At 68.7% G+C, this 12,875-nt stretch carries 13 protein-coding genes; 7 read left to right on the forward strand and 6 right to left on the reverse strand.

Annotation, left to right across the window (positions count from 1 at the left end; translation table 11 throughout):
* Nucleotides 1–330: 330 nt before the first annotated feature.
* From ABD743_RS18175 to ABD743_RS18185, 3 genes are all read left to right on the forward strand, one after another.
* Nucleotides 331–756: a pyridoxamine 5'-phosphate oxidase family protein gene (locus tag ABD743_RS18175; protein WP_344723277.1), complete on the forward strand. Its 426-nt coding sequence runs from the start codon at nt 331–333 to the stop codon at nt 754–756.
* 135 nt (nt 757–891) lie between these two features.
* Nucleotides 892–2,334, forward strand: a complete 1,443-nt coding sequence (locus tag ABD743_RS18180; RefSeq protein ID WP_344723278.1) for an APC family permease — start codon at nt 892–894, stop codon at nt 2,332–2,334.
* The gene (locus ABD743_RS18185) at nt 2,331–3,242 is read left to right on the forward strand and encodes a universal stress protein (RefSeq protein ID WP_344723279.1); all 912 of its coding nucleotides are present in this window, start codon (nt 2,331–2,333) and stop codon (nt 3,240–3,242) included. Before ABD743_RS18180 ends, ABD743_RS18185 begins: the two co-directional genes overlap by 4 nt.
* Before the next feature lie 32 nt (nt 3,243–3,274).
* Here the strand turns inward: ABD743_RS18185 and ABD743_RS18190 are convergent, their stop codons facing one another.
* Complete coding sequence (locus ABD743_RS18190) at nt 3,275–3,526, reverse strand: hypothetical protein (protein ID WP_344723280.1); 252 nt, start codon at nt 3,524–3,526, stop codon at nt 3,275–3,277.
* A 556-nt stretch (nt 3,527–4,082) separates the two neighbouring features.
* Between ABD743_RS18190 and ABD743_RS18195 the strand changes: the two genes are divergently transcribed.
* Nucleotides 4,083–5,105 (forward strand): methyltransferase, encoded by a 1,023-nt coding sequence (locus ABD743_RS18195; protein WP_344723281.1) that lies wholly within the window; start codon nt 4,083–4,085, stop codon nt 5,103–5,105.
* Between the two features lie 16 nt (nt 5,106–5,121).
* Here ABD743_RS18195 and ABD743_RS18200 read toward each other — a convergent pair whose 3' ends face one another.
* A complete protein-coding gene (locus ABD743_RS18200; protein ID WP_344723282.1) occupies nt 5,122–5,721 on the reverse strand; it encodes a TetR/AcrR family transcriptional regulator in 600 nt (199 codons plus the stop codon).
* A gap of 108 nt (nt 5,722–5,829) precedes the next feature.
* Between ABD743_RS18200 and ABD743_RS18205 the strand changes: the two genes are divergently transcribed.
* Both ABD743_RS18205 and ABD743_RS18210 read left to right on the forward strand, forming a co-directional pair.
* Nucleotides 5,830–6,594 carry a class I SAM-dependent methyltransferase gene (locus ABD743_RS18205; protein ID WP_344723399.1) on the forward strand — a complete coding sequence of 255 codons (765 nt, stop codon included), beginning with the start codon at nt 5,830–5,832 and terminating at the stop codon, nt 6,592–6,594.
* Nucleotides 6,595–6,671: 77 nt separating this feature from the next.
* Nucleotides 6,672–7,088 carry a PPOX class F420-dependent oxidoreductase gene (locus tag ABD743_RS18210; protein WP_344723283.1) on the forward strand — a complete coding sequence of 139 codons (417 nt, stop codon included), beginning with the start codon at nt 6,672–6,674 and terminating at the stop codon, nt 7,086–7,088.
* Between the two features lie 10 nt (nt 7,089–7,098).
* Here ABD743_RS18210 and ABD743_RS18215 read toward each other — a convergent pair whose 3' ends face one another.
* From ABD743_RS18215 to ABD743_RS18230, 4 genes are all read right to left on the reverse strand, one after another.
* Nucleotides 7,099–7,464 carry a DsrE family protein gene (locus ABD743_RS18215; RefSeq protein WP_344723284.1) on the reverse strand — a complete coding sequence of 122 codons (366 nt, stop codon included), beginning with the start codon at nt 7,462–7,464 and terminating at the stop codon, nt 7,099–7,101.
* A 90-nt stretch (nt 7,465–7,554) separates the two neighbouring features.
* Nucleotides 7,555–9,129 (reverse strand): HD domain-containing phosphohydrolase, encoded by a 1,575-nt coding sequence (locus ABD743_RS18220; RefSeq protein ID WP_344723285.1) that lies wholly within the window; start codon nt 9,127–9,129, stop codon nt 7,555–7,557.
* A gap of 88 nt (nt 9,130–9,217) precedes the next feature.
* Complete coding sequence (locus tag ABD743_RS18225; protein ID WP_344723286.1) at nt 9,218–10,444, reverse strand: macrolide family glycosyltransferase; 1,227 nt, start codon at nt 10,442–10,444, stop codon at nt 9,218–9,220.
* An 88-nt stretch (nt 10,445–10,532) separates the two neighbouring features.
* A complete protein-coding gene (locus ABD743_RS18230; protein ID WP_344723287.1) occupies nt 10,533–11,249 on the reverse strand; it encodes a TetR/AcrR family transcriptional regulator in 717 nt (238 codons plus the stop codon).
* 124 nt (nt 11,250–11,373) lie between these two features.
* On the opposite strand from ABD743_RS18230, the gene ABD743_RS18235 reads away from it, so the two are divergent.
* The gene (locus ABD743_RS18235; protein WP_344723288.1) at nt 11,374–12,765 is read left to right on the forward strand and encodes an HNH endonuclease signature motif containing protein; all 1,392 of its coding nucleotides are present in this window, start codon (nt 11,374–11,376) and stop codon (nt 12,763–12,765) included.
* The last annotated feature ends 110 nt before the right edge of the window (nt 12,766–12,875 follow it).

Genomic DNA, 12,875 nt, shown 5'->3' on the forward strand with positions numbered 1-12,875 from the left:
GGTCGACGGACCGGATCAGCAGCGCCGGCGCCGAGACCTGAACCGGGCGACCGGGCCGAGGCTGCCGAGGAAGTTCGATCCACACTCTTCGACACGGATCCGACGAATCGGAGGTTCACCTGACTCCGGTCCTGATCACAGGCGGGGTCCGGAGTGCGTTGCTTCGCGGGCCGTGATCAGGTGCGGTCTAGGGTCACAGGTGGGCACCCCGTGGGCAGAGCGGCCATCCACGTGCGACGGAATGCGGCGGGCGGCGGTGAGGTTGCAACAGGGGTATTGATCACATAAGTCCCGAACGGGCGGTTCGTCCGTTCTTGCCGAGGGGTGCGCATGTCTCTTGTCATGACCGAGCAGGAGCGCCAGGAGTTCCTTGCCGGAGTGCACGTCGGTGTGGTCGCGGTGAACCGTGAAGGGCGGGCCCCCCTCGCCGTGCCGATCTGGTACGACTACGTCCCGGGTGGTGAGGTACTGATCTGGATCTCTCGCGGATCGCTGAAGGAACGCCTGTTGCGCGAGGCCGGCCGGTTCAGCATCTGCGCACAGGTCGAAACGGCGCCGTACAAGTACGCCACGGCTGAGGGCCCGGTGATCGCGATCGACGAGGAGCCCACGGAGGAGCAGGCTCTGCGCATCGCGGGTCGCTATCTTTCCGCGGAGGATGCGGCGAAGTGGGTGACCGATAATCTCGGGGCGAGCTCCCTTCTCGTTCGGATGCGCCCCGAGAAGTGGCTGAGCACGGACTACAGCAAGGCCTGACCGCCGCGAACGCGCCGGTTCCCCACCGCCGGCGCGCCCGCGGAGTCAGCCATTGGTGCGGATTGTCCGTTCGGAGGCTCGCATTCAGCCGTGCCGCCCGGGATCGTGGTCGAGCCACGAAACCGAGGAGATGGCATGGCGACGTTGTTGCAGCAGGCCTTCCGTCGCAAGCCGGTGGAAAAGATGGCCGCGGAGACCGGACTCGACGGCCAGGGTGCTGGCGAGCTCGCCCGCACCATCGGGCTCTTCCAGCTCACCATGATCGGTGTCGGCGCGACGATCGGGACGGGCATCTTCTTCGTCCTGACCGAGGCCGTCCCTGTCGCCGGACCGGCGGTCGTCTGGTCGTTCGTGATCGCCGGGATCGTCGCGGGCCTCACCGCGGTCTGTTACGCGGAGCTGGCCAGCGCCGTCCCGGTGTCGGGGTCGTCGTACTCCTACGCGTACGCGACGCTCGGCGAGGTCGTCGCCATGGGGGTGGCGGCGTGCCTGCTGCTCGAGTACGGCGTGTCGTCCGCGGCGGTGGCGGTCGGCTGGTCGCAGTACCTCAACCAGCTGCTGGGCAACCTGTTCGGATTCCGGATCCCCGAGGTCCTCGCCCAGTCGCCGGAGGGCGGTGGCCTGCTGAACCTGCCCGCCGTCGTGCTCGTGGTGCTGTGCGCGCTCCTGCTCATCCGCGGGGCGAGCGAGTCGGCAACGGTCAACGCGGTCATGGTCGTCATCAAGATCGCCGTGCTGGTGATGTTCGTCGTCATCGGCATCACGGGCTGGAACACCGACAACTTCGCCGAGTTCGCGCCGTTCGGACTCACGGGAATCACCGGGGCCGCCGGCATCATCTTCTTCGCCTACATCGGTCTCGACGCCGTGTCGACCGCGGGGGAGGAGGTGAAGAACCCACGTCGGACGATGCCTTTGGCGATCATCTTGGCCCTCTGCACGGTGACACTCGTCTATACCGCTGTCGCCCTCGTGGCGGTCGCCGCTCAGCCTCAGGCGGATTTCGAGGGCCAGGAGGCCGGGCTCGCCGCGATCCTGGAGAACGTGGTCGGCGCCAGCTGGCCGGGCACGGTGCTCGCGGCCGGAGCCATCATCTCGATCTTCAGCGTCACCCTCGTGACGATCTACGGTCAGACCCGCATCCTGTTCGCGATCGGCCGCGACGGGCTGCTGCCGGAGTTCTTCCACAAGGTGAACGCCCGCACCAGCACACCGGTGAACACCACGATCGTCGTCGCCGTCGCCGTGGCGCTCCTGGCCGGGCTCCTTCCGATCCACTTCCTCGCCCAGTTGACGAGCATCGGCACCCTTGTCGCCTTCCTCGTCGTCTCCGTGGGTGTGATCGTCCTGCGGCGCACCGCGCCCGATCTGCCCCGTGGGTTCCGGGTTCCCGGCTATCCGGTCACACCGATCCTCTCGATCGCGGGTTGTCTCTGGATCGTCGTCGGTCTCAAGCCGATGACGATCGCCGTATTCGCGATCTGGGTGGGCGTCGTGCTCGTCTGGTACTTCGCCTACGGGATCCGGCACTCGCGGCTACGTGCCGCGGCCACGGATCCTCGGGAGGACGTGCTGTGACGCTCGTCGTCGGGCTGCCGCGCGACGAGCGCGCGACGGCGGCGGTACACCTCGGCGGGAAGCTCGCCCGCTCGTTCGACGAGGACCTCGTGGTGTGCACCGTGGTGCCGCCGCCGTGGCCACCCGGGATGGGCAGGGTCGACGCCGAGTACCAGGAGTACCTCGACCAGAGCGCCAAGGAGGCCATCGAGCGGGCCCGCAGCTTGGTACCCCCCGACTGCTCTGCCGAGTTCGTCGTCGCCAGGGCGAGCTCGACATCGGCGGGCCTGATCGCGGCGGCAAACGGGCACGGCGCGCGCATGCTGGTGCTCGGCTCGTCCACGGCGGGGGTGCTCGGTCGCGTCGCGTTCGGCAGTGTCGCGGACCGGCTGCTGCACAGCTCTCCCCTGCCGGTCGTGCTCGGCCCCCGCGGGTTCCGCTGCCGGCCCGACAGCAGGGTGCGCCGCGTGACGGCCGCCTTCGGTGCGACCGAGGACTCCCACGAGCTCGTCATCGCCGTCGCGGAGGTCGCAGCGCGGGCGGGTGCCACGCTGCGTGTCGCGTCCTTCGCCGTGCGCCCGCGCACGCCCCTGACGGCAGGGATCGGTTCCCGTGCCGAGGACGGCGTGGCGCACGAGTGGGCGGCGGACGCCAAGCTCGCTCAGCGTGCCGTCCTGGAGGACGTCGAACGGCTGCCGCGCCGCCCGTCCTCGATCGAGTCGGTGGTCGGGTACGGCGCCGACTGGGCGGGGGCGATCGAGGACATCGGGTGGGCGGACGGGGACCTGCTGGCCGTCGGGTCCAGCACCGCGGGACCGCTCGAGCGCGTGTTCATCGGCTCTCGCTCATCGCGGATCGTCCGGCACTCACCCGTGCCGGTGATGGTGGTGCCACGCGGTGCGGCGCAGGCGCTCGCCGAGCGGGAGTAGCCCGCGGCCGGATGATCGACGAGGTATGAATCTCACGCGTAGACGAGAATCCGATCGCAGGTGCTCGTTCCACCGGTGTTGTTCGGCCCGCGCAGAGCGCCATTGCTGTTCACGACGTACCAGTCGTTGCCGGGGCTCTTCGTGACGACGATCATCTGGGTCGCCATGTCTTCGCCCGCCGGCTTCACTACCTCGTCGTGCAGGAGCCTGAAGAAGTCCTCGTTGAAGCTCGGGGCGCGGAATCCTCGAAGGGCGTACGTCCCTCCGCCGAAAGCGACATCCACGATCGTCGATCTCCATTGCCGCACGCCGCTCGTTATGGGCTCCAGCTGGCTATGATTACCCGCATTTTTTGGCGCGCTCCGCCCAGAGGAATACCCTGGGTCCGTTATCAGAGTCGGAGTCTCCGATACGTCAGATCCTTGCCGTCTGCGACTCGATCAATCGCCTCGCATCACCCGTTCGGGCACGGGTTGTCGGTCATCCCCGCACGGTACGTATCGCAAAAACGATCACTGTGCGCATTGTTGACAGCGGAGAGTGGCACGTGCCGAATGTCCGTCAAGCATCTGCGCTTTGCGGCAGCGACAGGGTATCAACAAGGTCGGTGTGGTCCACTGGCGATCGAAGCAGTTGATATTGCCGACGATCTCGAGGTATCCGACGCAGAGATCGAGACGTCGGTGGCCACCGCGATCGGCCGAACCTGTCCCAGGGATATGCGCAGGCGCTGCGCATTGCACATCTTCGATCGCGGGTCGGCATTTTCTTCATGTCGGCTAGCTCATTCCCGTGAAGTTTGCGCGACCCCGGGGCGAGGGCATCTGGTAGGACGGAACTATGGACGATGCGGAAAGAGAGCGTGATCGACTCGTCTCCATGGTGTGGAACTCCTACGTTCCTCATGCACTGCACTCGTTGGTCAGTCTTGGCATTGCCGAGCTACTGGCCAACGGGGCGGCGAGTGTGGAGCGGCTTGCCGAGCAGTCCGGAACGCACGCGCCGTCGCTGTACCGGCTGCTGCGGCTGGCCGTGTCCGTGGGTGTGGTGAGACTCGACGGGGAACTCTTTGCGCTCACTACCGCCGGCGAGCTGTTGTGCTCCGGTGTCCCCGGATCGGTGCGCAACATGATCCTGCGGTACGGCAACGCGGCGGAACGGGGATCTTGGGGTGAACTGAACTACAGCGTCCGTACTGGACAGGACGCTGTCCGGCACATATTCGGTGAGGGCTTCTTCGAGCTGTTGTCGACACACCCGGAGCAGGCAGCGATCTTCAACGAGACGATGGCGGAAGTCAGCCGGGGCGTCGTCCAGGCGATGCGTGAGCTGGATATTGCCTGGCACGGGCGGATAGCCGATGTGGGCGGTGGCAGTGGGGCGCTGCTGGCCGGCGTGCTCGCCGCGAACCCGCAGGCGTCCGGGCTGCTCTACGACACCGAGTCCGGGTTGCGCGACGCCGAAGCATCGCTCGCGGCGGCCGGCGTCCGCGACCGCTGCAAGATCGTGTGTGGTGACTTCTTCGAATCGGTGCCCGGCGGCTGCGACGCCTACCTGCTCAAGCACATCGTCCACGACTGGGACGATGAGCGGGCCGGCATGGTGCTGAAGTGTTGTCGGGAGTCGATGACGGCCGACGCGCGCCTGTACCTGATCGAGTCGGTGGTGCCCGACGACCCCACCGCATTCGACGCCGGAATGCTGGTGCGGGATCTGACCATGCTGGTCAACCTTGCGGGAAGGGAGCGCACTCGGTCGGAGTTCGCCCAGTTGCTCGCCGGCTGCGGCTTGCAGCTGATGGAAGTGGTCCCGCTCGCATCGCCCGGACGGCCGTACAGTCTTCTGACCGCCATACCTGCCTGAACTAGGGCGTCGCCGGTTATGGCTGCTGTTCTCGCACGACACCGGCGATGACCGAGGTGACGACCTTGTCGATGGTACCGGCTTCCGGCGGTGTGCCTTTCCGGTCGGCGAAGAGCAGGTGTCCGGCCCCGATCAGTGTGGGGGCGAGCGTGTCGACGTCGGCAGCCGCCGCGATGCGGCCCAGTTCGCGCTCGGCGCTGAGGTATGAGGCGATCATGGCCGTGGCTTCCGTGAGCAGTGGGATGCCGGTCGGCGTGGTCCGGCGGAGTCGGGCACGCAGATCGTCCCGGGAGATGATGAGCCCGACGATCGCCACGGCGACCGACCCGAACAGGTCGGTCAGGGCGTGGGCGACGTTGTGGGCGACGGTGCCCGTCCCGGCCGAAGCCCGCAGGGCCGCGGCCTGACCCTCGATCCGGGCCACGCGGTTCAGCACGAGTTCGGCGAGGAACGCGTCGAACTCGGCGAAGTGCCGATGCAGCACTCCCTTCGCGCAGCCGGCCTCCGTGGTGACCGCCCGGCTGGTCAGCGCGTTCGGCCCGTCCCGGAGCAGTACGCGCTCGGCGGCGTCGAACAGCTGATCGCGCGCGTCGTGGATGGCCACACCTGTCGGCACCGTGCATCCTTCGTTGAGTGGGCATGTGCCCACTAGAGTGGGCACATGCCCACTCTACCGTCGGCGGGAACGCCGTCTTCCGGCAACGAGCCTCATCACCACCGACAGATGGCGGAGTCGTTCGGCACGGACGCCGTGCGCTACGACCGGGCCAGACCGAGCTACCCGCAAGCCATGATCGACCGCATCGTCGCCGCCAGTCCCGGACTCGACGTTCTCGACGTCGGCTGTGGCACCGGCATCGCGGCCCGGCAGTTCCAAGCGGCCGGCTGCACGGTGCTCGGGGTCGACGTCGATGCGCGGATGGCCGAGCTGGCGCGGCAGCGGGGGCTCGACGTCGAAGTGGCGGCGTTCGAAGCCTGGGACCCGGCAGGCCGCGAGTTCGATGCGGTCGTCGCCGGGCAGACCTGGCACTGGGTGGACCCGGCTGCGGGAGCGGCCAAGGCAGCGCAGGTGCTGCGGCCCGGTGGCCGCCTGGCCGTGTTCTGGAACGCCGCCCAACCACCGCCCGAACTGGCGGAAGCGTTCGTCGAGGTCTACCGCCGGGTGTTGCCCGACTCGCCTGCCGCCCGCCGGCCGACGATGTCGGCCATCGACGGGTACTCGGCGATGGGAGCCATGACGGCGGACGGGATCCGGGGGACGGGTGCGTTCGGCGAGCCCGAGCAATGGCGATTCGACTGGGAGCGGAGCTACACCCGGGACGAGTGGCTGGACCAGCTGCCGACCACCGGCCTGCACACGCGGCTCCCACCCGCCCAGCTCCAGGAGGTGTTGACGGGCACCGGCGCCGCCGTCGACACATTCGGGGACAGCTTCACGATGCGGTACACGGCGCTGGTGGTCACGGCGTTGCGAATCGGCGCCTCGTGATCCTTTGCCGGCTGCCGTCGATCTCGACGCTTGCCGTTCGTACACACTGTGAGCACCTTCTCGAGAGGAGCCACTGCATGTCGTTCACCGCGGAAGAGATCGCCTACCTACGTTCGCAACCGCTTGCCCGGGTTTCCACGCTTTCCGCCGACGGGCAGCCCGATGTCGTCCCGCTCGCGTTCGAGTTCGACGGGGAGTTCTTCTGGGTGGGCGGATCCGGGGCGTCGGTCGAACGAACCAGGAAGTTCCGCAACGTCCGCGCCGGGAACACGAAAGTAGCGCTGGTGGTCGACGACATGGTGTCCTTCGAACCGTTCATCGCGCGTGGGATACGGATCTATGGACGAGCCGATCAACCGGTGGAGCGGACCGGAATGGTCGGGCCGGGCCTGTACATCCGCATCAGTCCCACCGACTCGTGGAGCTGGAACATGGCGGGAGAGCCGGTCGGCGACACCTGGTACGAGGCGAGGCACGCCGTACATCTCGCATGACCCTGCTTCGTCAGAAACTGAACGTCGTTGCTGCGCCGTCGCCGATCCACTGCCACAGCGGAACCGTGCCGCCGACCTCGGCTCCGTGGATGAACGTGCTGTCGTCGATCTTCTTCGCGTGGACGCAGATCGGGCAGACGAGGTACCGGCCGCCGGCCCGTTCGAAGCGGTCGAGAAGCTCGGTCAGGGGCGGGCAGCCCTCGCAGGCGGTGGCGACCGCGATCCCGGGAACGGCGAGCCGGACGGCCTCCTTGGTCAGGAACATCATGGTCGGCCGGCCTTGTTCGGCAGCGGCGACCGCAGTCAGGAACGCCACCGTCACCCGCTCGGGGTCCTCCAGGCCGGTGGTCAGGTTGATGACTGCCTTGTTGCTCATTGCTTCTCCTCGGACCGGTGCACCCGGCGTCTGTACGCGGGTGAGGTGACGTTATGAGCGGTCCGGGGTCGGCGTCGTGAGGAGTTCTCCCTATGGATCGTGCGGTTCGAGGGTGCGCAGAAGCCCGTGCTGCATCGCGAACAGCGCGGCCGCGGCGCGCGTGCTCGCCCCGATCTTCGTGTAGATCCGTTCGATGTGGTTGCCCGCCGTCCTCGGGGCGATGCGCAGTTCGCGGGCGATCTGGCGCGTGGACGCGGCCCTGGCGACCAGCACGAGCACCTCGACCTCACGGGGCGTGAGCCCGGCGGGGCCTCCGGCGGCGCGACGGGGCCGGTGTCCTGCGCCGGCGAGCACGGCTTCGACGGCTGCCGGATCGAGCGCCCCGACTCGTGCCTCGTGACGCAACTGCCTCGCTGCCTCATCCGCGGTGTGGGCGGGTCTGTGCGGCCGGGGTTCGGTCATCGCGTGGTAGCAGTCGGCTGCGGCGAGCAGTCGGGCAGTCATGGGGATCGCGATCGCGGGCAGGGCACGGTGGTAGCCGGTGCCGTCCAACCGCTCGTGGGTCAGCGTCGCGATCGCGGCGACGTCGCCGAGCGCGGGAACCCGGCGCAGCATGCGGTCGGTGTAGTAGGCGTGCAACTCGACGCGTTCGCGTTCGACGTCGGTCAGTGCGCCCGGCTTGTCCCAGATCGTGTTCGGGACGCCGGAGCGGCCGAGGTCGTGGACGAGCCCTGCGCGGCGGACCAGGTCGACCTCGGCGGCGGGTAACCCGGCGCAGCGGGTGGCGGTCGCGGCGAGGTCGGCGACCCCGCGGGAGTGACCGGCGAAGAACGGCGACTTGAGATCGACGAAGTCCGCGAGTGCTTCCAGCCCCGCGTCCAGCGCCGCGGCGCTCAACGTGTGAGGTGCGGGATCGGCGTCGATCAGGGCAGCCCAGCTCGTCTCGGCAGGCAGGCTGTCGAGTATCTCCTCGCCCCACTGCTCGAACTCGTCGACGAGGGCAGGGTCCAGCGAGGTGCCACGCCGAGATCGGATCACGTCGAGCGCAGCCCGAGTTCCTCCGCGGCGGTGGTGGACTTCCACGAGATCGGCGAGGCAGACGATGCGGGTCGGGAGGCTGATCGCCTCTCCGCGTACCCCGGCCGGGGTGCCGCGTCCGTCCCAGCGGGCGAAGGTCTGGGAGAGGCACTCGCGCATGCGTATGTCGAAGCCCAGCCGGTCCGCGAGCTGACCGGTCACCTGGCAGTGCGCCACCAGCGCCTCGCGCACCGTGCGCCCGGCCGTGGCGAGCAGTTCGCCTGTGACGCGGACACGACGCTGTACCCCTGCACCTGAGCCTGCACGTCGCAGCAGATAGCCGAGCATCGCCGGACTGCCGATCTCGACGTCGTACACGCCTTGCCGCAGCGTGATGTCGTCGCCGAAGCGGCCGGCGGTCTCGTGGGAGTCGGCGGTGCAGCCGACCCATGCGAGCAACGCGAGGTAGTAGGTGGTCTCACGGTCGGCTGTGGACAGTCCCATTCGTTCGGCGAGCCGGAGTGCGATCAGACTGGACCGCGCGAGATGCCCCTGCGGTTGACCGAGACCGAGATCGGCGGAGAGCGACAGCATCCCGACCAGCTCGGCGACCGTGACCACCGGCGAGCTACCTCCGGTGGCGGTCACCGGAGCAGCGTAGGGCCGGCACGAGTCGAGAGCCATCGACATGAGCCGGTGCCCATCGGTCGGCGACTGCCGGATGCGGTCGCGGACGTCAGCGGCTCCTGGCCAGGAGGCTCTGGATCACCTCGGCGCCGACGGGGGCGCCGCCTCCGTCGCCGAGGGTTTCGGCGACGGCCTTGGCGGACGTTCGTTGCGACGAGTCGATGAGGGCGTGTTCGACGGCCGCGCGCAGCTCGCCGGGCGGCACGGGTCGATTCGACAGATGGTGCCGCAGCACGACACCGGCGCCGTTGTCGGCGACGGCCTGGCCGATGACGAGCTGCTCGAACTGCTGGGGGATCACGACGAGGGGCACTCCGTGGGCCAGCCCTTCGAGTGCGCTGTTCATTCCCCCGTGGGTGACGAACAGCGCCGTCCTCCGGAGTACCTCGAGCTGAGGTACAGACGCGCGGACCAGGGTGTTCGCCGGTGGCCGGCCGAGCCGGGCGGGAACGGTGTGCGAGCCGACCGTGAGGAGGACGCGCACGGGCAGATCGGCGAGCACGTGGAAGCAGGTACGGAAGAACTCGTCGCTGCCCGCATGGAGAGTGCCCAGAGACACCAGCACGAGCGGTTCGGGACCGTCCAGATGGGCGGCCAGTTCGGCGTCGAGATCCCTGTCGCGGGTATCCGGGTCGATCGTGGGGCCGATGAAGTGGCAGCGTTCGTCGATCCGCGGATCAGGCGGCTGCAGCCACCGCGGAATCGAAAAGATCGTCACGTCGCCGCGCATCGGGAACGCCGGACGCGGCGGAAGGATCTGCTTCCCGAAGCGGCGCACCACCCGCCGCCGCGCCGCGAGCGTCCCGGGCAGATCCGGTACGGCGGTCCGGACGAAGTGGGCCCATTCCCGGACGGTCAGACTCCGGAGTTCAGCGCCGCCGACCATCATGGTGGTCATGAACGAGATCATGGGCAGGCGAAGGCTCGCCGCGGCCATGCGGCCCCAGATCGCGTTCGAGTCGAACGCGACCGCGGCGGGCTGCAGGGTGCGCAGGTCGGTCAGCAGGAACGGCAGCAGCGATTCCGCGGTGGTCAGGATCCGGGTGACCACCCGCACGGGGCTGCCGGCACGGGTGGCTTCGGCGATGTCGTTCGAGGTGATCGTTCCCGCCGGGTAGGGGCGGAACTCGGCGCCGGCCCGCTCCACCGAGTCGCGAAACTCGTCGGTGGCGTAGTAGGTGACGTCGACGTTCTGGCGCACCAGTTCCCGCACGAGCGGCACACTGGGATTGATGTGACCGGCGGCCGGCATGCCCGCCATGACAATGCGACTCATTCGAATCCCTTTCTGGGACGAACCGCACAACGTGGGGCCGCCGGCGCTCCGTGTGCGCCGCGGCATTTGCTTTCCTTGTTCCGGGACCTCAGGCCGGACTGGCGGCCTTCGTCGGTCGCTCGGCGATCGCCGCCGCGAGTGACGTCCGGAACCGTTGGTAGCTCGCGAGCACCGTCGGGACCACGGCAGCGAGAGCGTCCGGATCGGGAGCGCCCGGCGGCTGCACCGCGGCCTGCACGGTGCTTCTCAGCGCGGCCGCGGCCGCTTCCGGCTCGGCACCCGCGGAACCGGGGGCCGGCTGGTAGAGGTAGAAGCCGGTCTGTATCGCACCGAGCATGTACATCTGGGTGTCGAGATCGATGTCGGTGCGCATCAGTCCGTGCTCGCGCATCAGCCGGAACTGTTCGTCGGCGAGCTCGCCTTTCCATACGCGCAACGGCTCGACCGCTCCTTCGTGGGCCAGCTCGCCCAGCAGTTCGCTGTCGCGGACGAACATCGCCCGCAGCAATGGCCGGCGCTGCACCTCGAGATAGCCGAGGCGGGCCTGCTCGGCCGGCAGCGCCGCCGCCGCGTCCCGGCGGATGGCGTCGGCCAGCTCGTCGACCATGGCCAGCGACTCGCGCATCAATACGCACATGAACAGCCAGGAGCGGGACTCGAAGTGCAGGTAGACGGTGCCTTTACCGATGCCCGCGTGCCTGGCGACCTCCTCGATGGTGACCCGCTTGTAGCCCCACCGCAGCACCAGATCGGCCGCTGCATCCAGGATCCGCTGGGCTCGCCGGCCGTCTTTGACCTCTGCCATCGACCACTCCCTGACTCGTGACCAGATTACTCATCTGGTCACGAGTCACGCCAGTGGGGTGCGAGGTCGACGTGTCGGTGGGCCGCGCGCGGCTCACCGAGCCCGGTCCCGCCGGTCGCCACCGGTGGGGCTCACGTGGACGACGCGCGGGCATCCGATCGATGTTCGGTTGCATTGTTCGCAATTGCCAATGCCCGAAGGCGCGGTTCTGTCGCACGCGGCCGGGACAATTCTGGTGTGTCGGGAAACGCGGTCGCTATCGCGGACCGGGCCCTGCAGCACGGGGCCGGTCTGCTGCGGGCCGCCGCCGGTTCGATCGCGCCGGGGGGAAGACCGGATTACCGCGCTGAGCGTATGTGAGTCGATGGCCCGCCAGCTGGAGCAGATCCAGATCGAGGTGGTCGCCGGGCTGGTGCGGGACGGGGTGTTCGCCGCCCGCGGCTATCGCAGCCCGACCCAGGCGGTGGCGGATCTGCTCGGTTGCGACACAGCGGTGGCGCGCCGCCGGGTGCGGGTGGCCGAGGAGGTCTGCCCCCGCACCTCACTGGACGGGCAGGTCCTGCCCGCACGACTGCCAATGATCGCGGTGGAGTTCTCCGCGGGGCGGATCGGGTTGAGGCACGTCGAGGTCATCGCCGAAGCCCTCCGCTCCCCAGCCGCCCGCCGCCTCACGCCCGAGGTGTGGGCCGCCGCCGAGGCCCAACTCGCCGAGCAGGCCACCGGTTACCGGCCGAATGAACTCGGCGTGTTCGCCCACGAACTGATCACCCTGCTCGACCAGGATGGGCCGGGTGAGCGGGAGGACGATCCGCCGCAGCCCAACGAGCTGCACCTGTCGATCCGTACCGGGAAGGTGAAGGGCCAACTGGATGGGTTGACCCGGGAGTTGCTGCCCACAGCGCTGGACGCGTTGTGTATGCCCCGCGGCCGGGAGGATGACCGCAGCGCCGCCCAACGCCGCGCGGATGCCCTTGGCGAGATCTGCCAGCGGGTGCTGGAGACCGGGCAGCCACCCCAGTGCGGCGGCGAACGCCCGCACCTCAGCGTGGTGATTCCGCTACAGGAGTTGGAGCAGCGGGCCCGGGCGGCGAGTCTGGATTTCGGCACCCAACTGCGGCCGGCGGATCTGCGGATGTTGGCTTGTGATGCCCGGGTGGTGCCGGTGGTGCTGGGCGGGGCCGGGCAACCCCTGGATGTGGGACGGGCCCGGCGGACCATTCCCGATGCCTTGCGGCGGGCGATCGCCGCCCGGGACCGCGGCTGCGCGAAGCCCGGCTGCGGACGCCCCGCCTCCTGGTCCGAGATCCACCACGTCGAAGCCTGGGAAGATGGCGGGGAGACCACGGTGGACAACTGCGTGATGCTCTGCCGCTACCACCACCGGCTACTGCATCGTGAGTCCGGCTGGATCGTGCGGATCCTCAACGGGATCCCAGAGTTCATCCCGCCGAAGTGGATCGACCAAACGCAGACCGCGCGGCGAAGACCCCCACAACTCGCCACCATTCACGCCTGACGAGGGGAGGGGTGGCGGTGGCCTACGGAGCGCCGGTCACCGCGCACCACACCTGCATTCGCTGCGGGGGCGTAGCAACAACCAGAGTGTGCATTGGTTCGATCATTGGC

The sequence above is a fragment of the Pseudonocardia yunnanensis genome (assembly GCF_039534065.1).
Taxonomy (GTDB): domain Bacteria; phylum Actinomycetota; class Actinomycetes; order Mycobacteriales; family Pseudonocardiaceae; genus Pseudonocardia; species Pseudonocardia yunnanensis.